The 24330-nt window shown below is 68.7% G+C and carries 18 protein-coding genes, 2 pseudogenes and 1 other annotated feature; of the genes and pseudogenes, 7 read left to right on the top strand and 13 right to left on the bottom strand.

Features of this window, described 5'->3' with window-relative positions; genetic code table 11:
* Positions 1–87 precede the first annotated feature (87 nt).
* The 11 genes and pseudogenes from M2437_RS15010 to lptF form a co-directional block, all read right to left on the bottom strand.
* Positions 88–807 (bottom strand): HlyD family secretion protein, encoded by a 720-nt coding sequence (locus M2437_RS15010; RefSeq protein ID WP_499006850.1) that lies wholly within the window; start codon positions 805–807, stop codon positions 88–90.
* Positions 804–2075, bottom strand: a complete 1272-nt coding sequence (locus tag M2437_RS15005; RefSeq protein ID WP_253387905.1) for a glycosyltransferase family 2 protein — start codon at positions 2073–2075, stop codon at positions 804–806. The genes M2437_RS15010 and M2437_RS15005 overlap by 4 nt, the downstream gene beginning before the upstream one ends.
* 518 nt (positions 2076–2593) lie before the next feature.
* Positions 2594–3698: pseudogene (locus M2437_RS15000) on the bottom strand (alpha/beta fold hydrolase).
* A gap of 165 nt (positions 3699–3863) precedes the next feature.
* Positions 3864–5369 carry a SulP family inorganic anion transporter gene (locus M2437_RS14995; protein WP_253387903.1) on the bottom strand — a complete coding sequence of 502 codons (1506 nt, stop codon included), beginning with the start codon at positions 5367–5369 and terminating at the stop codon, positions 3864–3866.
* Between the two features lie 71 nt (positions 5370–5440).
* Positions 5441–5496 (bottom strand) — a sequence feature (sul1 is cis-regulatory element that is thought to sense ions involved in sulfur or methionine metabolism; They are found in Alphaproteobacteria).
* Between the two features lie 50 nt (positions 5497–5546).
* Positions 5547–6263, bottom strand: coding sequence for an LrgB family protein (locus M2437_RS14990; RefSeq protein ID WP_012254862.1), 717 nt, complete (start codon positions 6261–6263; stop codon positions 5547–5549).
* A complete protein-coding gene (locus M2437_RS14985; RefSeq protein ID WP_003604394.1) occupies positions 6260–6646 on the bottom strand; it encodes a CidA/LrgA family protein in 387 nt (128 codons plus the stop codon). Before M2437_RS14985 ends, M2437_RS14990 begins: the two co-directional genes overlap by 4 nt.
* A 138-nt stretch (positions 6647–6784) precedes the next feature.
* Entirely contained in the window at positions 6785–7261 is a 477-nt protein-coding gene (locus M2437_RS14980; protein WP_253387902.1) for a tellurite resistance TerB family protein, read from the bottom strand.
* Positions 7262–7521: 260 nt separating this feature from the next.
* The gene (locus M2437_RS14975) at positions 7522–8247 is read right to left on the bottom strand and encodes a class I SAM-dependent methyltransferase (protein ID WP_253387901.1); all 726 of its coding nucleotides are present in this window, start codon (positions 8245–8247) and stop codon (positions 7522–7524) included.
* 27 nt (positions 8248–8274) lie between these two features.
* Positions 8275–10905: an LPS-assembly protein LptD gene (locus tag M2437_RS14970; RefSeq protein ID WP_253389627.1), complete on the bottom strand. Its 2631-nt coding sequence runs from the start codon at positions 10903–10905 to the stop codon at positions 8275–8277.
* 48 nt (positions 10906–10953) lie between these two features.
* A complete protein-coding gene (lptG, locus tag M2437_RS14965) occupies positions 10954–12042 on the bottom strand; it encodes an LPS export ABC transporter permease LptG (protein WP_003604387.1) in 1089 nt (362 codons plus the stop codon).
* On the bottom strand, positions 12036–13223 hold the full coding sequence (gene lptF, locus M2437_RS14960; protein WP_499006848.1) for an LPS export ABC transporter permease LptF: 1188 nt from the start codon (positions 13221–13223) through the stop codon (positions 12036–12038). Before lptF ends, lptG begins: the two co-directional genes overlap by 7 nt.
* Positions 13224–13514: 291 nt before the next feature.
* Here lptF and M2437_RS14955 point away from each other — a divergent pair, with 291 nt between their 5' ends.
* The 3 genes from M2437_RS14955 (at position 13515) to M2437_RS14945 (ending at position 17641) form a co-directional block, all read left to right on the top strand.
* Positions 13515–15008, top strand: coding sequence for a leucyl aminopeptidase (locus M2437_RS14955; protein WP_147018251.1), 1494 nt, complete (start codon positions 13515–13517; stop codon positions 15006–15008).
* Positions 15005–15805 (top strand): hypothetical protein, encoded by an 801-nt coding sequence (locus M2437_RS14950; RefSeq protein ID WP_253387900.1) that lies wholly within the window; start codon positions 15005–15007, stop codon positions 15803–15805. Before M2437_RS14955 ends, M2437_RS14950 begins: the two co-directional genes overlap by 4 nt.
* Before the next feature lie 99 nt (positions 15806–15904).
* Positions 15905–17641 (top strand): AMP-binding protein, encoded by a 1737-nt coding sequence (locus tag M2437_RS14945; RefSeq protein WP_253387899.1) that lies wholly within the window; start codon positions 15905–15907, stop codon positions 17639–17641.
* A 4-nt stretch (positions 17642–17645) separates the two neighbouring features.
* Here the strand turns inward: M2437_RS14945 and M2437_RS14940 are convergent, their stop codons facing one another.
* The gene (locus M2437_RS14940; protein ID WP_253387898.1) at positions 17646–17864 is read right to left on the bottom strand and encodes a hypothetical protein; all 219 of its coding nucleotides are present in this window, start codon (positions 17862–17864) and stop codon (positions 17646–17648) included.
* A 244-nt stretch (positions 17865–18108) separates the two neighbouring features.
* Here M2437_RS14940 and M2437_RS14935 point away from each other — a divergent pair, with 244 nt between their 5' ends.
* Positions 18109–19290 carry a mechanosensitive ion channel family protein gene (locus tag M2437_RS14935; RefSeq protein WP_012254871.1) on the top strand — a complete coding sequence of 394 codons (1182 nt, stop codon included), beginning with the start codon at positions 18109–18111 and terminating at the stop codon, positions 19288–19290.
* Between the two features lie 65 nt (positions 19291–19355).
* On the opposite strand, the gene M2437_RS14930 is transcribed toward M2437_RS14935, so the two are convergent.
* A complete protein-coding gene (locus M2437_RS14930) occupies positions 19356–20135 on the bottom strand; it encodes a DsbA family protein (RefSeq protein WP_003604931.1) in 780 nt (259 codons plus the stop codon).
* Positions 20136–20433: 298 nt separating this feature from the next.
* Between M2437_RS14930 and M2437_RS14925 the strand changes: the two genes are divergently transcribed.
* The 3 genes and pseudogenes from M2437_RS14925 to M2437_RS14915 all read left to right on the top strand — a co-directional run bounded on the left by M2437_RS14925 (position 20434) and on the right by M2437_RS14915 (position 24159).
* Positions 20434–21477 carry an HD-GYP domain-containing protein gene (locus tag M2437_RS14925; protein WP_309247854.1) on the top strand — a complete coding sequence of 348 codons (1044 nt, stop codon included), beginning with the start codon at positions 20434–20436 and terminating at the stop codon, positions 21475–21477.
* 125 nt (positions 21478–21602) lie between these two features.
* Positions 21603–22916: an OprO/OprP family phosphate-selective porin gene (locus tag M2437_RS14920; RefSeq protein WP_253387896.1), complete on the top strand. Its 1314-nt coding sequence runs from the start codon at positions 21603–21605 to the stop codon at positions 22914–22916.
* A 78-nt stretch (positions 22917–22994) separates the two neighbouring features.
* Positions 22995–24159: pseudogene (locus tag M2437_RS14915) on the top strand (pyridoxal phosphate-dependent aminotransferase).
* The last annotated feature ends 171 nt before the right edge of the window (positions 24160–24330 follow it).

Genomic DNA, 24330 nt, shown 5'->3' with positions numbered 1-24330 from the left:
ACAAATACATCATTTCCAATCCGAGGATCGATTAATCGCTCGTTGGGGATATACCAGTCAACATAGACATCGTTTGGGTTGAGGATGTCAGCGATCGGCGCGCCGGCGACGAGTGACTGGCCGGTCTGGGCCAGTTCCTGTCGAGATGATGCCGCCGACGGGAGCGAATACCCGACCGGATCTGAAGTTTTGCTTCACCTCGTCTAGCTGCTCGTGGATCTGTTTGCTGAACGCATCGAGAGAGACAAGCTGTTTCGTGGCCTCCTCGGCCTCGGCCTGCTGCGAGATGACGTCCTTGTTCGCGAGCGCGCGCTCACGGAGCATTTGGACGCGAAATGTCGTCGTCGTGCTGGCCATCGCAGCGATGCGTTCCAGAGCCGTTTCGGTTTCGCGCTGATACGCCCGCGCCGCTTCGAGCGATTCCGCGGCTACGCGCGCCTTGACGCGCAGTTCGGCGCTGCGGCCGGCGATATCCGACAGCGCGCGCATGTAGGTCGCGACGATGGTCTCCTGCTCGGGCGAGTACACCTGTCCGATTTCATCGCCGGCCTTCACGGTGGAGCCGGGCCTCACGTTCATGCGGTTGACCTGCACGGTGAAGGGAAGCGACAGCACGTGGCGCGGGGAGGAGACGATTCCGGGACCGCTGAGGAAGACGAAGGGTGCGCCGAAATAGACGACGAAGAAACCAAGGACGCCGAAGATGCCCACGGCGTAGGCAATGCGCACGACCCGCCCGGCGGCGCGCCGGCGGCTCTCGACGGGATCCGGCACATTCGGGTCCAGGCGGTTGATACGAACGTTCATGAGACCACCTTTCCAACCTCGTCTGCGAAGAGCGCACGGCGGACGCGCGGCGGCACGTAGTCATCACGCCGCGAGGTGGCGAAGAGGATTTCCGACGAATACGAAAAGAAGCGGGCGCATTTCATGTAAATTCCTTGGTAGAATGGGAATATAAATGCCGCTCCAAGGCTGAAAAAACTCGGCGATCTGCTGAATAGAACGAACGCCAGCGCCATATTGAAAAGCGAAATCCAAAGCAAAAGGAAATATATTGCACCAATAAAGAGGATAGCGTGAGACGGTCCGAACAAAATCACAATGTACATTGAATAAAACGGGAGGCTCATCGTCGGGATCAAATCGAAGACGATGAAGTCCAGTCGCTGGAGGGTGTCCGGAAGCCGCTCCAGTGGATGGAAGAAGCTAAGCTCTCCATACATCATGGAGCGGATGCGCAACGCGTCGCGATCCCAGCGCGCGCGCTGGCGCAGAAGACCGACGGCTGCCACCGGACCGTCCGTTTCAGCCCAGGCATCTGGCACAAAGCGGACCCGATAACCGAGGCGCCGTAACCGCAGGCTGAACTCGAGATCCTCGCCAGGGCCGACATCAAGGCCGCCTTGCCGCGCGAAGACATCGCGCCGGTACATCGAACATGCGCCGGACAGGCAGGCAATCGCGCCGACAACATCGAGAATAGATTTTCCAGCGCTGATCGACATCATATATTCGACGCTCTGCAGCCCCGTCCATAGCGACGCGCTCTCGTTGCGAATCGCGATGTTGCCGCAGGCGCCGGCCACGCGCGGATCGCTGAACGCATGAGCAAGCCGTGCGATCGCGTCGCGCTCAAGAACTGTATCGGCATCGATTGTGAAGATGAGATCGCCGCTCGCGAACCTCGCTGCTGCGTTGATCGCGGCACTGCGGCCGCAGCGCGTCCCGTGGCAAATGACCATGTCCACCAAGCCGTCTTGGCGCGCTCGGTTTGCGACCGCACGCGTATCGTCCGTGGAGCCATCGTCGACGATGATAATCTCAAGTGGTGACAAGGATTGCTGGCGGAGTGAGGCGATCGTCGGAGCAAGCCCCGAACCACCATTGAAGGTCGGGATGATCACGCTCACGGCCGCCTGGACCTGCCTATCGCCAGGTCGCGAATTCCTGAAAATGCCGACCAATGACCAGGAAAGGAGCGAAAACGTGTAGCGGGGCAGATCGAACATAAGGGCGGAAAAAGCAAGCAAAAGCCAATTCGTATCAGCGATCACATACAGCATCGCGAACATCGATCACCTCAAATGTTTGGTCGTCGTTCGTGTTATTCGCTTCGGCTTAGCTATCCAGAGAGCAGCGTGACCTCCGGTAGTATGGGGTAAAAACTCTAGATAAGCGAATATGGGTGGCTGGCCGGCGGCGTAAGCTCAGCAATAGGGCCTTACAGAAACTTTGCCGTACCTTCTGGCGACAGCAGCTGAGCGACATACCTTGCCGGGTCTTCGAGTCCTGAGAGTGGGTCAACTTTTGTAAGTCCGTGATCGATCACGACCATGGCCCAGTCTGCAGGCTCAGCACCACCCCAAGCTCAACCCTGCTCTCATGACACCTGAGTACACTCTACGTCGACAGACCTCAGCTCGCGTGGCGTTATGCCGGCCAGCGCTTGCAGGCGTGGGCGAACGAACGCGCTTGCTTGACGCTTAGCAGCCAAGCAGCATTGGAAATCGGAATGCTCTCTTCGACGCGGTAAAGCTCAGCCCAATTCACCTTCAGCTGCTGAAGGGCTTCGAGAAATGTTGCGTCTTGTTTATGTGAGCTTCATCAGGTCGTCGATCGCGCGCTCGACCTTCAGGCCGCGCGCCGTAATGGATCATGTGGCCGAGGCCGGGCAGGAGCCGGAGCGTGCTGCCGGGGATCGTCGTGTGCAGCCGCACCGAGTGCTCGCTGGCCTTGACGATCGCGTCCGCGTCCCCGGCCAGGATGGAGACCGGCAGCGTCAGGCCGGCGTAGCGACGCTGGAGCCCCGTGACGGCGGCGTTCATCGAGGCGGCGTCCTCGGAGACCGCGCGCAACTGTGTCGCCGCCGCCGCGATCTCGATCGGGAAACGCGCCGTGAAGCGGGCCGGCACGGGTTGGGGCCAGAACACCTGCCGGAACGATTGCCCGGTAAGCGAGGCGCTCACCTTCGCCGGCACCATGGCCCGCATCGCGTCCCCGAGGCCCGGCACGGCCAAGGGGGCGATCAGGGCCGCGTCGGTGCGATGCCCCGGAAAGTAGGAGCCTGAGAGCAGCACGAGTCCGCGCAACGGGCGCCGCCCGTCGGCCGCGAGCGCGAGGGTGACGATGGTGCCCCAGGAATGCCCGACGAGGAGCGGGCGCTCGACGCCGAGCTGTTCCAGCACCCGGTGCAGGAGCACGGCCTGAGCCTGAGCGGTCCAGAGGCGGTGGCGGGGACGGCCCGTGTAGCCGAAGCCGGGCCGGTCGATCGCGATGACCCGGTAGCGCGCCGCCAACCGGTCGATCAGGCCGCAGATCACAAAATCCTCGGCCATGGTGCCGTTGCCGTGGACGAGCACCACCGGCCGGCCGCGTCCGCGCACGATGACGTGCACCGGCATTCCATCGACCGTGACGAACTGGCCGGGCGGCTTGCGGGCGACCTCGGCCCCTTGCGCGGTGAAGGCGGCTACGACCGCCTTTTCGGTGTCGCGGACCGTCCGCTTCACCGATCGGACCGTCGCCTTGCGCGTCTCCCGGATCGCCTGCTCGGTCGAGCGGGTCACGGCCTTCGTGACAGATTTGGCGGCGCTCTCGAGGGAGCGCGTGAGTTGCCCTGTCATTTGCCGCGTCGTGCGGGTGAGGCTGCGGCTCACGCGGCGCCGGCTCTGACGGGAGGGGTCAAAGGGAAACACGGCGCCTCGCAGGACAACGGGCCGGCTCGACCTCAGATTTGGCCATCCTGAGCATCGTCAGGGTGACACCGCATCGCGACGCTCCGGAGGGTCGCACGCCGACACTAGCGAGGTTTGACCGCGGCGCACAACCAGGGCTGGAACGGGAAGGCGGCGACCGGCCCCTCAATGGGCGGGCAGCGACGCCTCCGCCTTGTCGTGCTGGCCGAAGCGCTCGACCAGGGTGGCACTGGCCTCGTTGAGGCCCACGACCTCGACGGTTTTGCCGTTGGCGCGGGCCTTCATCACCACGCGGTCGAGGGCGCCGACCGCCGAGATGTCCCAGAAATGCGCCGCGTGCACGTCGATGACGAGCCGCTCCACCGGCTCGCGGACATCGATCGCCTCGGCGAAGCTGCCGGCGGAGGCGAAGAACACCTGGCCCGCCACCCGGTAGGTGCGCGTGCGCCCGTCCGGCGACAGCTCGGCGGTGATCCGGCTCATCCGCGCGACCTTTCCGGCAAAGAACACGCCCGAGAGCAGAACGCCGACGAGCACGCCGATGGCCAGATCGCGGGTGGCGACCACCACCGCGACAGTGGCGAGCATCACCAGGGAGGAGGGCAGCGGGTTGGTGCGCAGCGCCAGGAGCGAGCGCCAGGAGAAGGTGTTGAGCGAGACCATGATCATCACTGCCGTCAGCGCCGCGACGGGGACGATGGCTAGGAGATCCTGCAACAGGACCAGCAGCGCGAGGAGGAAGCTGCCGGCCACCAGGGTCGAGAGCCGGCCGCGGGCGCCGGACGACACGTTGATGACCGATTGCCCGATCATCGCGCAGCCGCCCATGCCGCCGAACACGGCCGAACTCATGTTGGCGAGCCCCTGGCCCATGCATTCGCGGTTCTTGGAACTGCCGGTATCGGTCATGTCGTCGACGATCTGCGCCGTGAGCAGGCTCTCCAGCAGGCCGACCGCGGCGAGCGTCGCGGAGTAGGGCAGGATGACGCGCAGGGTCTCGAAGGTCAGCGGCACGTCCGGCAGGGCAAAGCTCGGCAGGGTGGTCGGCAGCGCGCCGAGATGGGCGACAGTGCGCACGTCGAGCCCGAGATACGCGGTCAGCGCCGTCAGCACGGCGATGGCGACGAGCGGCGAGGGCACCACGCGGGTGAGCTTGGGAAAGCCGTAGATGATCGCGAGCCCCAGCGCGATCAGCCCGTAGGTCGCCGGTGTCACACCGGTGAGTTCGGGCAGCTGCGCCAAAAAGATCAGGATCGCCAGCGCGTTGACGAAGCCGGTCATCACCGAGCGCGAGACGAAGCGCATCAGCCGCCCGAGCCGGGCGAGCCCCGCCAGGATCTGGAACACGCCCATCAGGATGGTGGCGGCGAACAGATACTGGACGCCGTGGTCGCGCACGAGATCGACCATCACCACCGCCGTGGCGGCGGTCGCGGCCGAGATCATGGCCGGGCGCCCGCCGGCGAAGGCGATGACGCAGGCGATCACGACGGAGGCGTAGAGCCCGACCTTCGGATCGACCCCGGCGATCACCGAGAAGCCGATCGCCTCGGGGATCAGGGCGAGCGCGACGACGATGCCGGAGAGGATGTCGGCCCAAGGGTTGGCGAACCAATTGCCGAACCACGAGGATGCGAACCGCCCGCGGGCAGTGGTGGGAGTCGATGACATCGAGAAAAATATCCGCAGAGGGACGCTAGGCTCCGCCGGCTGGGCGGGCGTGAGGAGCAGCGTCGCGAATGCGTGGTCCGGCGGATCGGCGGCCGGAAGAGCCACCCGGGCTTGCACCGGGTCCGAGCGATTGCGGTGGGGTTTACGGCGTGCTGCGCCGCAGCGCAATGCGGGGGGTCAGCGCAAGAAACTCACCGCCACCGGTACGAGAACCGCGGTCAGGAACGCGTTGAGCCCCATGGCGATGCCGGCGAAGGTGCCGGCGACTTCGCTGACCTGGAAGGCGCGGGCGGTGCCGAGCCCGTGGGCGGCGAGACCCGCCGCGAAGCCGCGGGCGCGCATGTCCTCAATGCGCAGGGTCCGCATCAGCGGCGTGACGATCACCGCGCCGGCCATGCCGGTCAGCATCACCAGCACGGCGGCCAGCGTCGGGTCGCCGCCAAGCGCCTCGACGATGCCCATGGCCACGCCCGTGGTCACGGATTTCGGGGCCATGGCGAGGCGCACGTCGTAGGGGATGCCGACGAGCTTGGCGAAGACCAGCGCCGAGGTCATCGCCGTGACGCAGCCCACGAGAAGGGCGGCGAGCATCGGCAGGAGCGCGCGCATCACCGTCGCCCGCCGCTCGTAGAGCGGCACGGCGAGCGCCACCGTGGCCGGGCCGAGCAGGAAGTGCACGAACTGCGCGCCCTCGAAATAAGCGCGGTAGGGCGTGCCGGTCAGCGTCAGCACGAGGCCGATCATCCAGATCGCGTGGATCACCGGGTTGGCCATCGGGTGGCGCCCGGCCGCCTGAAACAGGCGGTCGGCCACCGCGTAGGCCAGCAGCGTCACGGTGAGCCACAGCAGCGGCGTGTGGCTGAGATAGACCCAAAGCGCGAACTCGCCGGTCATCGGCGGTCCAGAAGCTTGGAGACCGCGACGAAGGTGAGCACCGTCGCCGCCAGGGTCAGGGTCACGGAGAGGGTGAGCACGATGGCGAGCGCCACCCCGTGGCTCGCCAGCACGTCGAGCTTGCCGACGATGCCGACGCCGGCCGGCACGAACAGGATCGAGAGATGCGCGAGCATCCCCTTGGCGGTGCCCTCCAGCCCGCCATCGACCAGCGGCGGCGGCAGCCAGCGGTTCGAGGCCGGCTGCGTGCGGTCGCGCAGCACCAGAAAGATAAGGAGCAGCGCCATGCCGATCACAGGCCCCGGCACCGGCAGGCCGGCGGCGCGGGCGGCGACTTCGCCCACAAGCTGGGCGAGCAGGATCAGGGTCAGGCTGACGATCATCGAAACGTCCGAGATCCCAAAGGGATCATCCCTTTGGCGGGGTCACGGGGCGGCGCCGCGATCTTGTCCCAGGGCTCTGCCCTGGACCCGCGCCTGGACCCGCGAAAAGGCTCGCCTTTTCGAAATCCGGCTTCATCGTCACGCGCCGGCGGGCTCGCGGAAGCTGCGGTCGCGGGCCGCCGTGATCGCCGGCTCGTCGAAGCCGAGCAGCTTGCCGAGACGCCAGACCAGGGCCTCCTCGAACTCGTGCAGATCGCCGTCGGCGCCGGCCACCGACCACGCCATGGCAAGCAGCCGTCCCCGCTCTTCCGAGCTGCTGCCGTCGCTGCCGATCAGCTCGACCAAACTCGTCATGTCGCGGGTCTGCGCCTCGAAGGTGGCGGCGCGCTCGATCAGGCTCGCGGCTTCCGCGTCGCTGGCGGCGTAGCGGCGGCGCACGAGGCGCACCAACCGCTCACCCTCGGCCGGATCGAGCACGCCGTCGGCGCGGGCGACGTGGACGAGAAGCGCGGTCGCCGCGAGATGCTCCTCGCTGCCATCGGGCACCGTCTCGGCCGCGGCCGGCAGGCCGAAGGCCGAGGAGGCGTAGGAGAGAAGCCGCTGAAGGAGGGCCATGTCCGTTCCCGTCCGATTTTGCGCGCCACCGTCGGTGCCGGGCGGGACGGGGTCAAGCACGGAGCGCGCCGAAGCCCGCCCATCACAGGATTTCCGGCCTCGCCGTGGTGCGGCTGCACAGGGTGCGGCCGCGGCGTGGGATGGCAAGCGTACGGGGATGGCAAGCGAGCGCATCGCGCCCGTCGCTGTGCTCCCGATGCCCTTGCGGGCAATCCGTGGGACGATGCCGCCGGCACCCTCAACCCGATGGCGTTTCAGCCTTACCGGCTCGGGGCCGGGTAGCGCGTGCCGTCCACGATGGCGTCGAGGGGGATGCGGGCCCAGTCGAAGCCCGCCGGCTCGGCGCGCTTGCGGCACAGGATTTCGCTGTGGCCGTACATCTCGGTGATCGGCGCGAAGCGAAGACCCGGCCGCGCCCGGTCGGTGAAGTAGCCAACGATCGGGCTGCTCATGCCCTTGTCGATCAGCTCGAAGCCGAGGGCGTCGTTGAACAGGGCACGCAGGCCCATGTCCGAGAACTGGAAGAAATTCCACGGCCGCTCGTGCGAGCGAAACGAGAAGTGCGTCTCGACGAAGACGTGGCCGCCGACCTTCAGGAGTTTGGCGATCTCGACCGCCGCCACCCACGGCATGGCGAGATGCTCGAACACCGCCGAGGAGAAGATCAGGTCGAAGCGCTCGTCGTCCCCGAAATAGTGGGAAAGCCGGTGGGCATCGCCGACCACATCGACGTTCTCGCCCGCGTAGAGGTCGAAACCGACATACTCCGCCTGGGCGAAGCGGTGGCGGAAGTTGGCACCGGTGACGTTGCGCGAACCCACCTCCAGCACGCGCAGGCCCGGCTTGTCGAAGCGCTCCGACAGGGTGTCGATCCAGGCGCCGTGCGCCAGGTCCTTCGGCGGGGCGATGCGGTCCCGGCGGAACCTGAACGGGAGCGTGGCCAGGGCGCCGTAGGCGCGGATCAGCGAATCGGCCGCCTTCAGCATCTTTGTATCCCGGCGCAGACGACCATCTCAGCGCACTGAGGCGATGCCGTCGGCGGTGGTCGAGCTGCTGACATTCTGGCGCAGGTCCGCCTCGCCCAAAGTCTTCAGCTCCAGGCGCAGCAGCACGGTCTGGTTTCGCTCGCGCACGCCGATCGCGGTGGCGATGGGCGAGACGATGTAGTTCAGCGAAACCGTGGTGCACTCGTCCTGGTAGCCGCCGCCGAGGCTCAGGCCGGAGAGGTAGGTCAGGCCGGGGCTGCTGTAGACCGGGGCGAGGCCGACCGGGTTGGTGAGATAGGCGGTGTAAAGGTCGGCGAAAGTGTCGCGGGTGTCGAGGTAGCGGGTGAAGTCGACGAGCGCCGAGCCGGTGACGAACCAGTTCGGGGTGATGCGGTAGGTGGCCGAGGCCGTCACGCCCTCGCGGCGATGGGCGAAGCCGAGCGCCGGCTGCGCCTCGTAGAACGAGTAGAACAGCGAGGTTTCGAGCGGCAGGAACGGCGAGAACCGCGCGGTCACGCCGGTCTCGAACCGGTTCACGGCGAAGTCGCGCTGGTCGAAGCGGGCGCGGCTGATGAAGCTGATGTTCTGGTTGGGCGAGAGCTGGAAGCGGCCGACGAAATCCGAGCGGCGGTTCTCCAGGCCGGAATCGAGGCCGACATTGGCCAGATCCCCGCGGCGGAACGAGTTCACGCCCGCGATCTGGATCGACTCGCCGAACATCAGGTTGGCGTACCAGCCCGACGGGGTCACGACGGAATATTGCGCGCCGAGATTGGCCCGCACGCCGCCCTCGACCCGGTCGTAGCCGGAGAACTTGTCCCACTCGAACAGCGAGGTGTCGTCGAAGACGAGGCTCTGCGCGTCCTCGTTGGGCAGGCGGCCGATCCGGGTCTCGGAGGGCCGGGCGATCACCTGGGCGATCGGCTCCAGGGTGTGCACGCCGAGCCCGCCGAAATCGGCGACGAAGGGATAGCGGTAGTCGAGGCCGATCGCCGGCATGACGCGGCCGGAGAAGCCGTCATCGACGGTGGTGATGTTGTTCACCAGCGCGTTCTGGAAGCCCGAGCGGCTCGGGTTCACGAAGAAGGCGTCGGTGCGCAGATAGGTGAACGGCGTGAAGACCTGGCCGAAATCGTCGATGAAGCTGCGGCGCCAGGAGACCTGGGCCGAGAGCCGCGTGTCGACGCCGCCCAAACCGCGCACGATGCAGCGGTCGCGCACGAAGGTGGTGCAGGTCTCGTAGAGCGGATAGCTGATCCCGTTGACGCTCGGGGCGAACAGGTAGCTGCCGGTGCGCGGGACGCCCTGGAAGTCGGTCGCCTCGCGGCTGAGGCTCGTGACGTTGGCCTCGAACCGCACCTCGCCGCCGAGCTTGCCCGGCCCATTGATGCGCTTGTCGTAGTCGATCACCGGCAGGACGACGGGCTGCTCCTTCTGCCAGTCGAAGCTCGACAGGGCCTTGAAGTAGTAGCCGCGCGCCTCGAACCACGAGCGGTCGCCCTGGCCGATCAGGTAGGCGCTCGACACCGCCTCGCGGAAATAGTCGGTGGTGATGCTCTGGTTGCGGATGCGGTAGTTGTCGAGGAACCACTTGTCGGTCACGCCGACGAGGTCCCAACCCGTGCGCCAGTGCTCGTTGATGAAGAAGCGCCCGCGCGTCTCGACCGAGCCGCGGAACTCGCGGTCGGCGGCCCCCAGCGGCCCCGGCAGGAAGGCCGAGGGCGTCGATTGGAAGATGCCCGACAGGCGCAGATTGTAGCTGCCGTTGTCGAGGCGCTGGCGGAACTCAGCCTGGCCCAGCACACCCTGGCGCGAGACGAAGGCCGGGGTGATCGTCAGGTCGTAGCTCGGATCGAGATTGATGAAGTACGGGGTCGCGACGCCGCTGCCGAGCGGGGTCGAGGTGATGAAGCGCGGCGTCAGGAAGCCGGTCTTGCGCTTCACCGTCGGGTCGGCGGACTCGAAATAGGGCAGGTAGGCGACCGGGATCCCACCGATTTCGAGGCTCGAATCCTCGTAACTGATCGTGTGGGTCTCATTGTTGTGGATGATCTTGGCCGCCTTGATCTGCCAGAGCGGCGGCGTCTCCGGATGGTCCTTGCACGGCTCGCAGGCGGTGTAGGTCGCGTAGTCGAAGCTCGATTGCTCGCCGGCGATTCGCTCCGCCCGCGGGGCGGAGATGCGGGTGCGCACCGTCTCGCCCTTCATCACGACGGTCTGCTGGATGCGCAGCGCCTCGACGAAGCCGTTCTTGAAGTCGTCGGTCAGCTCCATTCGCTCGCCGGTGACCAGCGCCCCGGTCTCGTCGGTGAGGCGGACATTGCCCTCGGCGAAGACCCGGCTCGTGCCGCGGTCGTAGCGCACCCGGTCGGCCTGGAGCGTGCGCGCGCCGTAATGCAGCTCGGCATTGCCGCGCGCGGTCACGGTGTTGCGGTCATTGTCGTAGATCAGCTCGTCGGCCTCGACGAGCAGGCGCTGGCCCTTCTCGCCGGGCTTGGAGCCGGCGAGCTTCTCCAGTCCGGCCTGGGCATGGGCGCGCGGCGCGGCGAGCCCGTAGGCTGCCGTCAGCAGTGCGGCCATGGAGACCGTGATCGCGATGTCGGCGACCTTACGCAACGCGTCCCTCGAACCCTGTGCAGCCCCCTGCACGCCGATCACGATAGTCCCTTGCACGACCGAACCCGTCCCGACCCGGACAACCGTGCATCAGCCGTCCTCCTGGTAGAGAAGCGTGAGCGTACCGAGCAAGCTTCCTACCACGGCCGGGAACCATGCCGCCACTGTCGGCGCGACCATCCCCGACGCGCCGAGGCCCTCCATGACCTGCCGCGCGACGTAGAGCACGAAGCCCGCGCTCACCCCGCCGAGCACCAGTTTTCCGACACCACCAAAGCGGAAGAACCTTAAGGAAACCGTTGCCGCCACAAGGACCATCGCGAGGTAGAGCAGAGGCGTTGCCAGCAGCACATCGTACTGGAGCCGGTAGCGCGTGGCATCCAGCCCGGCCCGCTCGTGGCGTGCGATGGTCTCCGGAAGTTGCCAGAAGGGCACAGATTCCGGAGGGGTGAAGCGCTGGCGGATCTGGCTCGGGTCGAGCGTCGAGGCGACGAGGTAGACCTCGTGGCTCTCGGGTGGTTCATCGCGTGTGAGAACGCGCACATCGCGCAACTCCCACCAGCCGTCGTGCAGGGTCGCCCGCGCCGCCTCGAGCTGTGCGGCGAACGCGCCGGCCTCGTCGAACTGGAAGACGGTGACCCCGGCCAGCGTGGTCGTGCCCTCGACCGCCGTCTCGGCGCGGATGATCGCCTGCCCGTCGATGCTGCGCTGGCGCAGCCACAGGTCCTTGCCGGTGCCGGCCTTGGTGGATTTGGCGAAGATCTTCGCCTCGATCTCGCTGGAGCGCTGCTTGAGCGCCGCGGACAGGGGATTGTAGGCGCCGATGGCGAGCGCGCCGATCGCCAGCGCCACGAAGGCGCCGGGCTGGAGGAACTGCCACGCCGAGATGCCGGCGGCCCGCGCCACCACGAGTTCGAGCTTGCGCGAAAGCTGGAGCAGGGCGGCCATGGAGCCGAACAGCACCGCGAAGGGCAGCACGCTCTCGGCCACGGCGGGCGTGCGGTAGAGCGCGAGCTGCGCCATCAGCCCCGGCGAGGCGCCCTCCGCGTCGCCCGCCCGCCGCAGCAACTCGACGAAGTCGAGGGTGTAGACCAGGGCGAAGACGGTGAGGAACACGCCGAGGATGGTGCGCACGAAGCGCCACGCGAAGTAGCGGCCGAGGGTCGCTCCGATCAGCATGCCGGCGCCCTCAGGCCCGTCCGGCGAGCGGGCGCCGCCGCAGGCTGCCGGCGAGCCTTCGCCCGAGCCGGCCGAACCACTCGTTCATCGCGCGGGGTGCGGGCGCCGCCGAAGATCAGCAGGCAGGAGAGGGCGATCGCCCCGAGCGGCGCGGCGTAGATCGCCACCACCGCGCCGGGGCTGCGCACGGCCGCGCTGCTCGCGGCAAAGCCGGCGATGCGCAGTGCGATCACGCCCACGACCGCGCCGGCCACGGCCAAGCCCCGGCCCTGGCGCGTGGTGCGCGGATCGCCCAGAGCGGCGAAGGCGATGAAGGCGAGCGCCAGTGGGTAGAGCCAGGCGGAGAGCCGGTCGTGGAGTTCGGCCCGGAAGCGGCCCTTCTGCAGGCGGTAATAGCCCTCGCCCGTATCGGGGAAGAGCAGCGCCATGGTCGAGCGCTCGCGCGGCTTGTAGACCGTCTCGGAATCCGGCGGCGTGAAGGCGGCGAGATCGACGGCGTAGCGCTCGTAGCTCACGATCGAGGAATCGCGGCTGTCCTTCTGCTGGCGGTGGATGCTGCCCTTTTCCAGCACGAGGTAGGTCTGCCCATCGACCTCGCTGACGCGCCCACGCTCGGCGAGGTAGACCACCGCCTTGCCGGCCTCGCGCTTGTCCTGGATGAACAGGCCCTGGAGCGAGCCGTCGGCGCCGCGCTCGCGGAAATGGAAGGTGATGCCGTTGTCGAGCGCCGTGAACTGGCCCTCCTTGACGACGTTGGCGACGAAATCCCCCCGCACCCGGGTCAGCACGTCGCGCAGCTCCTGGAAGGAGGAAGGCATCACCTGGATCGTCAGGAAGGCGACCACGACGCTGATCGCGAAGGCCAGGGTCGCGAAGGGCCGCAGCAACTGGCGCGGAGGCATGCCGGCGGCCGACATCACGATCAGCTCGGAATCGCCGTTGAGCTTGTTCAGCGCGTAGACGCAGGCAATGAACAGGGCGACCGGAGCGATCACCGTGATCAGCGTCGGCAGTGATAGGGCGGTGATGAACAGGAAGACGAGGAGCGTCTGCCCCTTGGCCGTGACGAGGTCGAGTTCGCGCAGGGCCTGCGTCACCCAGATCGTGCCGGTGAGGCCGATCAGGCAGGTGAGGAAGGCCCCGAGCGCGATCCTGAATATGTAGCGCTCGATCTGCGTCATCCGCGCCGCCCGAACCGGTCCTTCATTCACTCACCGCGAGCGGCACCTCATGCAAGGGACAAGGCGCCGATACTGCCGGCTTCGGGCGCTTGGAATGAGGCCGTTTCGCGGCGGGGAGGACCGGAAGCAGAACGGCGAGTTCAACCTCCCTCGAGGCACGCGGCCAGCCGGCACGGGTCCTGCGCTCCGCCCCCGCGTTGCGTTCTGCGTTTCAGAGGGTACACAGGTTCGCCGGTTTTCGCGGGGCACGCGGAGGAGCCGGCGGAAGACGGGTTGAGAGCGAAGAGCATCATGGCCGGTGGGATCGAAATCACCTTTGAGCCGCTGTCGTCGCGCGGCACGGGGGGCGACCTCGTGGTGTTCGTGGGCGACGACCTCGCCCTGTCCGGTGCCGCCTCCGAGGCGCTCGGCCAGCCCGGCACCGAGCTGGTCGCCCGGGCCGCCGCGAGCGAGCGCTTCAAGGGCAAGGCGCAGAGCGCACTGGTCCTCCCGGCCCCAGCGGGGGTGGAGGCCGACCGGCTCGTGGTGATCGGGCTGGGATCGGAGAAGGACCGGGCCAAGATCGACTGGACCGTGCTGGGCGGCTTCACCGCCGGCAAGGTTGGGGCCCGCAGCGCCCGCGTCGTGATCGACGGGCCCGGTTTCGCCGCCAGCGCCCGCGATGTCGCCGACTTCACCCTCGGCGCACGCCTGCGCAGCTACCGCTTCGACCAGTACAAGACCAAGAAGAAGGACGAGGACGAGGCCGGCGCCGCGCTGACCCTGCGGGTCGCCGACCCGTCCGGGGCGCAAGCTGCCGCGCGGAGCGCCGAGGCGGTGGCCGAGGGCGTGATCCTCGCCCGCAACCTCGTCAACGAGCCGCCGAACGTCCTCTACCCCGAGGAATATGCCCGGCGCGTCTCCGAGCTGACGCAGCTCGGCGTCGAGGTCGAGATCCTCGACGTGGCGCGGATGAAGGAGATCGGCATGGGTGCCCTGCTCGCGGTGGCGCAGGGCTCGGCCCGGGAGCCGCGGGTGGTGATCATGCGCTGGAACGGGGCTGACGACGCCGCGGAGCCGCCTCTGGCCCTGATCGGCAAGGGCGTGGTGTTCGATTCCGGCGGCGTCTCGATCAAGTCGGCCGGCGGCATGGAGGATATGAAGGGCGACATGGGCGGCTCGGCCGCGGTCGTCGGCACCCTGCACGCCCTGGCCTCGCGCAAGGCCAAGGCGAACGTGATCGGCGCCATCGGCATCGTCGAGAACATGCCCGACGGTGCGGCCTACCGCCCCTCCGACATCGTCACCTCGCTCTCCGGGCAAACCATCGAGGTCATCAACACCGACGCGGAAGGCCGCCTCGTGCTCGCCGACGTGCTCTGGCACGTCCAGGCGACCTACAAGCCCAAGGCGATGATCGATCTGGCCACGCTCACCGGCGCGATCATCGTCGCGCTCGGCCAGGACATCGCCGGCCTGTTCTCCAACGACGACGCGCTCTCAGGCCAGATCACCGCGGCCGGCGAGGCGGCGGGCGAGAAGGTGTGGCGGATGCCGCTGATCCCGGCCTTCGACAAGGCGATCGACTCGAAGTTCGCCGACATGAAGAACACCGGCGGGCGCCACGGCGGCGCGGCCACGGCGGCCGCCTTCCTCAAGCGCTACGTCAACGACGTGCCGTGGGCCCATCTCGACATCGCCGGCGTCGGCATGTCCTCCACCCCCTCCGAGATCAACCGGAGCTGGGGCGCGGGCTGGGGCGTGCGCCTGCTCGACCGGCTCGTGCGCGAACATTACGAGCGGTGAGCCGCACCGGAGCGCTCTCCGCCGGCCCGGAGGCCGGCTCGGCGGAGGCGCGCGCCTCGCGCTCGGAACGGGGCCGCCTGGCCATCGCCGCGGCGCCGCTGCTGGCGGCGCTGACCGCCCTGTTCGTCGTCTTCCTCACCGGCTTCGATCAACGCAGCGCGATGCCGCCGGACGTGGCGGCGCGGTTCTACGGCTTCTTCCTCGGCCGCTACCCGCTCTTCGTCTTCGCGCTGGTCTACGGGCTCACCCGCATCCTGGCCGTCATGCTGGCGCCGGGCTCCGCCTCGCTGGTCCGGCGGGTCGTCGGCGGGGGGATCGGCCTCGCGCTGTTCCTGGCAGCGAGCCTGCACCCGACCTTCGGCGGCCTCGTGCTGCGGGCTGGCTTCGCCACCGGCAGCGGCGCCTTCCTCAACGGCACGCCGATGGTGATCGCCTATGCGATGGGGGCAGGGGCCGCCGCGGGCCTGTTCGGGCTGGCCATGGGGCTCGGCGCGCGTCTGGCCGGCCGGCCGGGTCCGGCGCGCAGTGGGAGCCGCTGGCGCGGGGCCGGGCGGGCGCTGCTGGGATGGATCGCGGGCTTCCTGGCGCTGTGGTTCGCCGCAGCCGTGATCGGGCTCGCCCGCGATGCCGGGTTCGGCCCGTGGCCGCGCCGCCCGCTCGACGCCCGCGACCTCGTCGTCGCCGCCCTGGTGCTGACGCTCGCCGCTCTGCCGCACGGGCTGCTCATGGCCGCCCGCCTGCGGCCGCAGCGGACGACTCGGGTGACACCTCAAGCCGCGCGGGTGGGCGTGGCTTGATCGAACGCGCCGGAAACGCTTAAGCCACGACGGGAAGCGGCGGAGCCGGGCTGAGCCCGGCCCTCATAAGCCGCGTGCCACAGGGCAGGAGGGACAAGGATGGCGCAGGACCGGAGCGCGGAGCGTCCTTGGCTGGCCGCCTATCCCCCCGGCATTCCCGCCGATATCGACGTCGATTCCGTCGGCACGGTGGTCGATCTGTTCGACCGCAGCGTGCTGCGCTTCGCCGAGCGTCCGGCAATCACCTGCTTCGGCGCGAGCCTGCGCTACCGCGAGGTCGGCGCCGCGGCGCAGGCGGTGGCGGCGTGGCTCGCCGCCAACGGCTACGGAAAGGCCGGGAAGGGAAGTGAGACGAGTGTGGACGGCATCGGCGACCGCATCGCGGTGATGATGCCCAACGTCCCGGCCTGTCCCGTCTCGCTCCTCGGCTTGCTGGTGGCGGGCTGCACCGTCGTCAACGTCAACCCGCTCTACACCCCGCGCGAACTCGCCGCGCAGATCAACGATTCCGGTGCCCGCGTCCTCTTCGTGCTGGAGAATTTCTGCCACACGGTCGCGCAGGCGCTGCCGCAGATGCCCAGCCTGGAGCGGATCGTCGTGGCGGGCCCCGGCGACCTGCTCGGGCTGAAGGGACGGATCGTCGATCTCGTCTCGCGGCGGGTGAAGCGGGCGGTGCCGCCCTACACCCTGCCGGCCGGGCGGACCCTGCGGTTCGAGGCGGTGGTGCGGGCGGGCCGCGGCCTCAAGCGCCCCTCGGTCGCGATCGATCCCGGCGACGTCGCCTTCCTGCAATACACCGGCGGCACCACCGGCATCGCCAAGGCGGCGATGCTGACCCACCGCAACATCATGGCCAATGTCGAGCAGAGCCGGGCGTGGTTCCGCGGCCCGGCGGGGGAGGGGGACGGACACGTGGCGGTAACGGCGCTGCCGCTCTACCACATCTTCGCGCTGACGGCCTGCTTCCTGTTCTTCTTCCGGCTCGGCGGCTGCTGCCTGCTGATCCCGAACCCGCGCGATCTCGACGGCTTCGTGAAGACGCTCAGCCGCACCCGCTTCACCAACTTCGCCGGGGTGAACACGCTGTTCAACGCCCTGAACAACCACCCGAAGATCGGCACGGTCGATTTCTCGAACGTGGAGTACGTGGTCGGCGGCGGCATGGCGGTGCAGTCGGCGGTGGCCGCCCGCTGGAAGGCGATCACCGGCCAGACCATCCTCGAAGGCTACGGCCTGTCGGAGACCTCGCCGGTGGTGAGCGTCAACCCGCTCGGGCTCGCTGACTGGACCGGGACGATCGGTTATCCGCTGCCGTCGACCGAGGTGACGATCCGCGCCGAGGACGGCACGGTGCTGCCCTTCGGCGTGCCCGGCGAACTCTGCGTGCGCGGGCCCCAGGTGATGGCCGGCTACTGGAACCGCCCGGAGGAGACGCGGGCGGCAATGACCGCCGACGGCTTCTTCCGCACCGGCGACGTCGCGGTGATGACGCCGGACGGGCAGATCCGCATCGTCGACCGGATGAAGGACATGATCCTCGTCTCCGGCTTCAACGTCTACCCGAACGAGGTCGAGGACGTGCTCGCCACCCATCCGGCGGTGGTCGAATGCGCCGTGGTCGGCGCGCCCTGCGGCGAGAGCGGCGAGATGGTCGTCGCCCACGTGGTCCTGCGCGATCCGTCCGTGGAGCCGGACGCGCTCAGGGCGCATGCCCGCGCGAGCCTCACCGGCTACAAGGTGCCCCGCCGGATCGTGATTCAGGACAGTCTGCCGAAGACCAATGTCGGCAAGGTGCTGCGCCGGGCCCTGCGGGACAGCGGGCCGGCGGCGGGCTGAAGGCTCAGCCCCGGCCGCATGCGCCGGCGATCCGATCGACCCGCAACAGCGGGCTGTCGTCCGCGCCGGGTATCGGGCCCCCGATGAGGGCGAGGCAGCGCCGCACGTCCCAGACCTTCGCGATCGCGGCACGGGCGTCCGGGTCGCCGATCGTCGGCGGCCCGCAGGCCGTGCCGGCGCGGCCTCGTGCAAGGCTCTGGAAGAGCCGTTCGGCCTGTTGCAACGGCTCGTGAAACCTCGCGCCGTCACCCTCGATGCGAAGGCGCTGGCAGGCTTCACGGAGGCTGCTTCAGGCAGAAAACTGCGCCCGGCCGGAGCGGATTTTCGGGCTATTGTGCAGTGCGGAACCGTGTCCGTCAGCGATCATTGCCCCCGGTGTGGTCCTTCCGGCGAAGGGACCTCGGCGACGCGGGGGCCTCGCCCGGCTCCCATCCTTCGCCGGCAGGATCGGCCGCGAGAGGATATAGATGGCGCAAGCCCACGCATTCTTCGATCAGTCGATCGGTTGGATCGTCCAATGGCCCTGGTGGGTGGCGAGCCCGATCCTGGTGGCCGGCTGCTGCGCGCTGGTGCTGCCCCTGCACGGGGTGGCCTATCGCTTCGCGCAGAGGGCGGTGAGCGGGAAGAGCCTGTTCTGGCGCTCGCTGGTGTCACGCACCCGGGGGCCGAGCCGGCTCGCGCTGCTGGTCATGAGCCTCACGCTCGCGGTCTCCACCGCGCCGCTCACATGGCAGATCCGGCTCGTCCTCAATCAGGTGCTGCTCGTCGCCTTCGTGACGCTCGCGGGCTGGACCTGCGCCACGGCGATCCACATCGCCACCGTGATCTACCTGCGCCGGTTCAAGCTCGACGCGGAAGACAACCTGCTCGCCCGCAAGCACTTCACCCAGATGCGCATCCTCGAGCGGGCGGCGCTGACGCTGGTGGCCATCGTCACCATCGCCATCGCGCTGATGACCTTCGAGCCGGTGCGGCAATACGGGGTGAGCCTGCTCGCCTCGGCGGGCGCGGCCGGGCTGATCCTCGGGCTGGCGATGCAGCCGGTGCTCTCCAACCTCGTGGCGGGCATCCAGATCGCCATCACCCAGCCGATCCGGATCGAGGACGCGGTCATCGTCGAGAACGAGTGGGGCTGGGTCGAGGAGATCAACGCGACCTACGTCGTCGTGCGGCTGTGGGACTGGCGCCGCCTCGTCCTGCCGCTGACCTACTTCATCCAGAAGCCGTTCCAGAACTGGACCCGCGAGGGCGCCTCCCTGATCGGCTCGGTGTTCCTCTACGTCGATCACCGGGCGCCGATCGAGGCAATGCGCAAGGAATTGCGGCGGATCGCCGGGGCGTCCCGGCTCTGGGACGGCAACGTGGTCAACCTGCAGGTCTCGGACGCGCGGGAGGGCGTGATCGAGCTGCGGATGCTGGTGAGCGCCCGCAATGCGCCGCAGACCTGGGATCTGCGCTGCGAGGTGCGCGAGAAGATGATCGGCTTCCTGCAGAAGGAGCATCCCAGCGCCCTGCCGCGCCAGCGGGCGGAATGGGTGAACCCCGATCCGCCCTATCCCGGCGGCCAGGCACGGCCCGAGGCCGGCAACGAGACCGGCATCCGCGGCGAGCGCCCGCTCCAAAGCGATCCCCGCGCCGCGGCGGCCTGAACGAAGAAGGGCCCGGTGCGGTCGATCCGCACCGGGCCCTTGTTCTTTCCGTCGAGAGCGGCGGCTCAGCAGCTTGCGTGGCCGCACTGGCGGATGTCGCTGATGGTCTTGCGCATCGGCTCGACGCCGACCGCGCCGGGCAGGATCTCGTCGCCGATGACGAAGGCGGGGGTGCCCGAGAGGCTGAGCTTGTCGCCGAGGCCGACATTCTCGGTGAGTGCGGCCTTCACCTCCGGCCCCTGCGCGTCCTTCTTCAGGCGCTCCACGTCGGCACCGAATTCCTTGGCCACCGCGATCGCCCGCTCGCCGTTGATGCGGCCCTTGGTCTCGAGCAGCTTGGCGTGGAAGTCGAACATCTTCTCCGGCTTGAGCTGGAGCTTGGCCGCGAGCGCAATCCGGCTCGCCTCCAGCGACTCGGCCCCGAGCACGGGGAAGTCCTTGAGCACCACGCGCAGCTTCGGATCGGACTTGATCAGGGTCTGCACGTCGGTGAACGCCTTGCGGCAATAGCCGCAATTGTAGTCGAAGAACTCGACCACGGTGACGTCGCCGTTCGGGTTGCCGGCGACGATGCCGTGGGGCGAGTTCGTCAGCGCCTCGCGCGACTCCTTCAGCGCGGCGGCCTGGGCGAGCTTCTGCGTCTCTTGGGCGCGGCGCTCGCCCTCGGCGATCGCCTCCTGCAGCACGTCCGGGTTCTTGACGAGGTAGTCTTTGACGATCCCCTCGATCGCCTTGCGCTGGGCGTCGGTGAAGGGGGCGGCATCCTCCGCGCGGGCGCCGACGGCCGCACCGAGCGCAAGGCCGCCGGCGAGGGCGAAGACGGAAACGGAGCGGAAGAGCTTCATCGATACCTCGAAATGCATGTCGGGGACGACATCCCGGCCGGGACCAGCAACACGGCGGTCCCACCGGCCCCGCCGACGAAACTATGGCACGGCGCATCCGCCGCGCCGACCCGAATCTGATCCGGACGGGAGCCCCTGAAGGGCCTCGCGCCGTTACCTGCTCCCGGGCTGCGGCGATTTCGCGGCGACCGCTCCGTCCGGCCGCGCAACCGAAAGTCGTTCGATTTTAGCGATTTGCTAAATGATGCACCTCAAGTTCCAGGCAAGCAACGATTCGGCCGGAGCGGGGGAGGGCAGCGTGATCGTCGTGCTGAGCGACCGCCCGGATCGAAGCCAGTCCCTGGTGGATGCCGTGCGCGCGGTCGCCGAGTGCCGGGTCGTGGGCACCGACGAAACCTGGGCCCGGATCGGCCCCTTCCGCGGTGTGATCGCCGACATCACCCTGAGCCGCCCCGAAGCCAAGCGCTGCCTGCGCTTGCTGGCGAGCCGCCCCGCACGCGCGCGCGCGCCCCTGATCTGCCTGACCCGCGGCAACGAGCAATCCGCCTTCACCGAGGCGCGCAACCTCGGGGCCACCCTGTGCCTGTCGGCGCTGGCCGAGCCGCGGATGGTGGTGGGCTCGCTGGTGCGCGAGGTCTGGCCCGAGAAGTCGGTGGCCGACCTCGTGGTGACCCGCGAGGCCGAGCGGGCGGGTACGCTGATGACGCGCCTGTTCGAATCGGCGCAGACCGGCCCGATCGACCTGCCGAGCGTGGAGCGGGGCATCGCCCCGGTGCTCGACGCCATCCACGAGGGCGGCCTGTCGCGCTGGCTCGACGAGGTGTGGGCACACGACGACGTGACCTTCCAGCACTGCCTGCTGGTCTCCGGCGTCGTCGCCGCCTTCGCCCAGAATCTCGGCCTCTCCGCCACGGACAAGCAGCTCATGACCCGCGCCGCGCTGGTGCACGACGTGGGCAAGTCGCGCATCCCGCTCGCCGTGCTCAACAAGCCCGGCCGGCTCGACGACGACGAGCGGGCGGTGATGCAGACCCACGCGCCGATCGGCCACGAGATCCTGATGGCGTCTGGCGGCTGCGACCCGGTCACGCTCGCGGTGACGCGCCATCATCACGAGATGCTCGACGGCTCGGGCTACCCGGACAAGCTCTGCGCCGACGCGATCGGCGACCCCGTGCGGCTGCTGACGATCTGCGACATCTATGCCGCCCTGATCGAGCGGCGCCCCTACAAGGTGCCGATGTCGAGCCGCGACGCGCTCTCGATCCTGTCGAGCATGCAGGGCAAGCTCGAGGGTGGGCTGGTGCAGGCCTTTGGCCGGGCGGTGCAAACGGTGCCCTGACGCGGCCTCCGGCAACGAGCGCACGGTCTCGGCGGTCGAGGGCCGCCTTTTCATCCCAGGCGTCGTACACGGGTCATCAAAACCATCAAAGGTTAAGCATGACCTGCCCCGCCTTGGATGTTCCGATGCCGCCCCGCCGCGCCCTCCGCTGCCTTGCTTCCGCCGCCGCACCGGGCCTCGCCCTGGCCGCGGTTCCGATTCTTGCCTCGGTCCTGACCTGCTCCGCCGGCCCCGCCGCAGCCGACGAGACGTCCGGCAAGAAGGCCGAGGCCAAGCCGCCCGTGACCCTCGACGAGAAGGGCATCACGGTCCGGCTCGACGACGGCAGCACATTCCGCATCGGCGGCCGGCTTCAAGGGGATTTCGGCACGGGGCATGTGCAGCAGCGCGGCTTCGGCACGGTGTTCGAGGAGCCGGCGGCGATCCGCCGGGCCTGGATCGAGACCTATTACAGCCTCAAGGACTTCGAATTCGCCTTCCAGTACGACTTCAACGAACGGCGCGTGCCGGTGAGCGACGCCATCGTCGCCTACAAGGGCTTTCAGGACGTCATCATCACCCAGGGCAACTTCAAGGAGCCGTTCAGCCTCGATCAGCTCATCAGCGACAATGTCAGCCAGTTCACCGAGCGCTCCCAGGCCGACGCCTTCGCCCCGGCGCGCAACTTCGGCTCCGCCATCGGCACCCACGGCGTCAACTGGACCGCGGTGACGGGCGTGTTCGGCGGCAACATCAACACCGGCCTGCAGAACAACGGGATCGCCTCGACCACCCGCTTGACCTACACGCCGTGGCTCTCCGAGAACAAGAACGACGTGCTGCATCTCGGCCTCGCCGGCAGCTATCGGACGCTCGGCGACGACGACAGCAGCCTCAGCCTGTCGAGCCGCTCGGAGGCGTTCCTGTTCGCCCGCCCGCTCGTCAACACCCGGACGATCCGCGACGCCACGGCGATCGGCCGGGTTGGCGTCGAGGCGGCATGGCAGCAGGGCCCGTTCCGGCTCCAGGGCGAGTACATCCTCACCGATATCGAGCGCCGCGACGGACGCCCGCCGCTGCTGTTCCAGGGCGGCTACATCCAGGCCTCGGTGGTGCTCAACGACAAGGGCCGGCCCTACCGGGTCGTGCCGACCTATGGCAGCGAGTACGGCGTCTTCACCGGCGTCACCGTCGAGGAGCGCCAGCGGGTCAGCCGCGGCGGTACGGGCCTGTTCGAACTCGGGGTCCGTTACAGCGCCATCGACCTCGAATCCCGTGAGGTGCGCGGCGGCGTCGAGCACGACTTCACCGCGGGCGCGAACTGGTATCCCGAGCCCAACATCCGCTTCGTCTTCGACTACATCCGCTCGCATGCCGAACCGTCGGCGGAATCGCTGAACTTCGGCCGTCGCACCGTCGACGCCGACCTCTTCATCGGCCGGGCGCAGCTCACCTGGTAGGCGCCTCCCGCGGTTGAGCGGGGCGCCGGCAGGGTCTACCTGACCGGGGTCCCGCCTCTCCCGTGAGGAGCCTCGCCTTTGAGCCCCGATCCCGCCCTCTCGCGCCGCGCCCAGGCCGTGGCGCCCTTCCTGGCGATGGACGTGATGGCTGCCGCCGGCGCCCGGGAGCGGCGCGGGGAGGGCGTCGTGCACATGGAGGTCGGCCAGCCCTCGGCCCCGGCGGCCCCGCGCGGTGATCGCGGCGGCGCAAGGAGCGCTCGCCGACGGGCGCATCCCCTACACCGAAGCGCTCGGGCTTCCGCGCCTGCGCGAGCGCATCGCCCGGCACTACGCCGAGACCTACAGCGTCAGCCTCTCGCCGGAGCGGGTGGTGGTGACGACGGGCTCCTCGGCGGGTTTCGTGCTGGCCTTCCTCGCCCTGTTCGATGCGGGCGCCCGGATCGGCGTGCCGCGCCCCGGCTACCCGGCCTATGACGGCATCCTGCGCGCCCTCGACCTGATCCCGCAGCCGCTGACCCTGCGCGCGGAAGACCGCTACGCCCCGACCCCCGCGCTGGTGCGCGCGGTCCATGCGGCGCAGCCGCTCTCCGGCCTGCTGGTGATGAGCCCGGCCAACCCCTCGGGCACGGTGATCGAGCCGACCCGGCTTGCCGAACTCTGCGCCACGGCGCGGGCGCTCTCGCTGCCCTTCATCTCCGACGAGATCTATCACGGCCTCAGCTACGGCGTGCCGACGGCGACCGCGCTGCAATTCGATGCGAACGCGCTGGTCATCAACTCCTTCTCGAAATTCTACTGCATGACCGGCTGGCGGGTGGGCTGGATGGTGGTGCCCGAGGCGCTGGTCCGCGGAATCGAGCGGCTGGCGCAGAACCTCTACATCTCCGCGCCCTATCTCTCGCAGATCGCGGCGCTCGCCGCCTTCGACACCCTCGACGAGATCGTCGCGGTCCGCGAGGGCTACGCGGCCAACCGCGCCCTGCTCCTCGACGCGCTGCCGTCGCTCGGCTTCAGCGACATCCACCCCGTGGACGGGGCCTTCTATCTCTACGCGGACATCGCCCGGCACACCGACGACGCCAGCGCCTTCTGCCGGCGGATGCTGGAGGAGGCGGGCGTCGCCGCGACGCCGGGCCTCGACTTCGACCCGGAGGAGGGCGGCCACCACATCCGCTTCTCCTTCGCCGGCTCGAACGCCGAATGCGCCGAGGCGGTGTCGCGGCTGAAGGGTTGGCTGGGCTGAGCCGCCGGCTCCGGACTCGTGCAGCATCCGGCCCTCCCGAACGCCTGCGCACCGCAGACCTATCCGTCGGAAGGCCCGTGGAACGCGCCGGATCATACCCCCTGATACGCAAAGCGGGGCCCGGCTGAGCCGGACCCCGCTTCGCAAGCATCAGGACGCATAAGAAGCCGT

It is taken from the genome of Methylorubrum pseudosasae (assembly GCF_029504475.1).
Lineage (GTDB): Bacteria > Pseudomonadota > Alphaproteobacteria > Rhizobiales > Beijerinckiaceae > Methylobacterium > Methylobacterium extorquens.
This window is presented reverse-complemented; position numbering and strand designations above follow the sequence as displayed.

Excerpts from the sequence above, each read along its gene's own strand:
- M2437_RS15010 (WP_499006850.1), bottom strand. The coding sequence starts at position 807 with ATGAACGTTCGTATCAACCGCCTGGACCCGAATGTGCCGGATCCCGTC.
- M2437_RS15005 (WP_253387905.1), bottom strand. The coding sequence starts at position 2,075 with ATGTTCGCGATGCTGTATGTGATCGCTGATACGAATTGGCTTTTGCTT.
- M2437_RS14995 (WP_253387903.1), bottom strand. The coding sequence starts at position 5,369 with ATGTCATCGACTCCCACCACTGCCCGCGGGCGGTTCGCATCCTCGTGG.
- M2437_RS14990 (WP_012254862.1), bottom strand. The coding sequence starts at position 6,263 with ATGACCGGCGAGTTCGCGCTTTGGGTCTATCTCAGCCACACGCCGCTG.
- M2437_RS14985 (WP_003604394.1), bottom strand. The coding sequence starts at position 6,646 with ATGATCGTCAGCCTGACCCTGATCCTGCTCGCCCAGCTTGTGGGCGAA.
- M2437_RS14980 (WP_253387902.1), bottom strand. The coding sequence starts at position 7,261 with ATGGCCCTCCTTCAGCGGCTTCTCTCCTACGCCTCCTCGGCCTTCGGC.
- M2437_RS14975 (WP_253387901.1), bottom strand. The coding sequence starts at position 8,247 with ATGCTGAAGGCGGCCGATTCGCTGATCCGCGCCTACGGCGCCCTGGCC.
- lptG (WP_003604387.1), bottom strand. The coding sequence starts at position 12,042 with ATGCTGATCGGAGCGACCCTCGGCCGCTACTTCGCGTGGCGCTTCGTG.
- lptF (WP_499006848.1), bottom strand. The coding sequence starts at position 13,223 with ATGACGCAGATCGAGCGCTACATATTCAGGATCGCGCTCGGGGCCTTC.
- M2437_RS14955 (WP_147018251.1), top strand. The coding sequence starts at position 13,515 with ATGGCCGGTGGGATCGAAATCACCTTTGAGCCGCTGTCGTCGCGCGGC.
- M2437_RS14945 (WP_253387899.1), top strand. The coding sequence starts at position 15,905 with ATGGCGCAGGACCGGAGCGCGGAGCGTCCTTGGCTGGCCGCCTATCCC.
- M2437_RS14935 (WP_012254871.1), top strand. The coding sequence starts at position 18,109 with ATGGCGCAAGCCCACGCATTCTTCGATCAGTCGATCGGTTGGATCGTC.
- M2437_RS14930 (WP_003604931.1), bottom strand. The coding sequence starts at position 20,135 with ATGAAGCTCTTCCGCTCCGTTTCCGTCTTCGCCCTCGCCGGCGGCCTT.
- M2437_RS14920 (WP_253387896.1), top strand. The coding sequence starts at position 21,603 with ATGCCGCCCCGCCGCGCCCTCCGCTGCCTTGCTTCCGCCGCCGCACCG.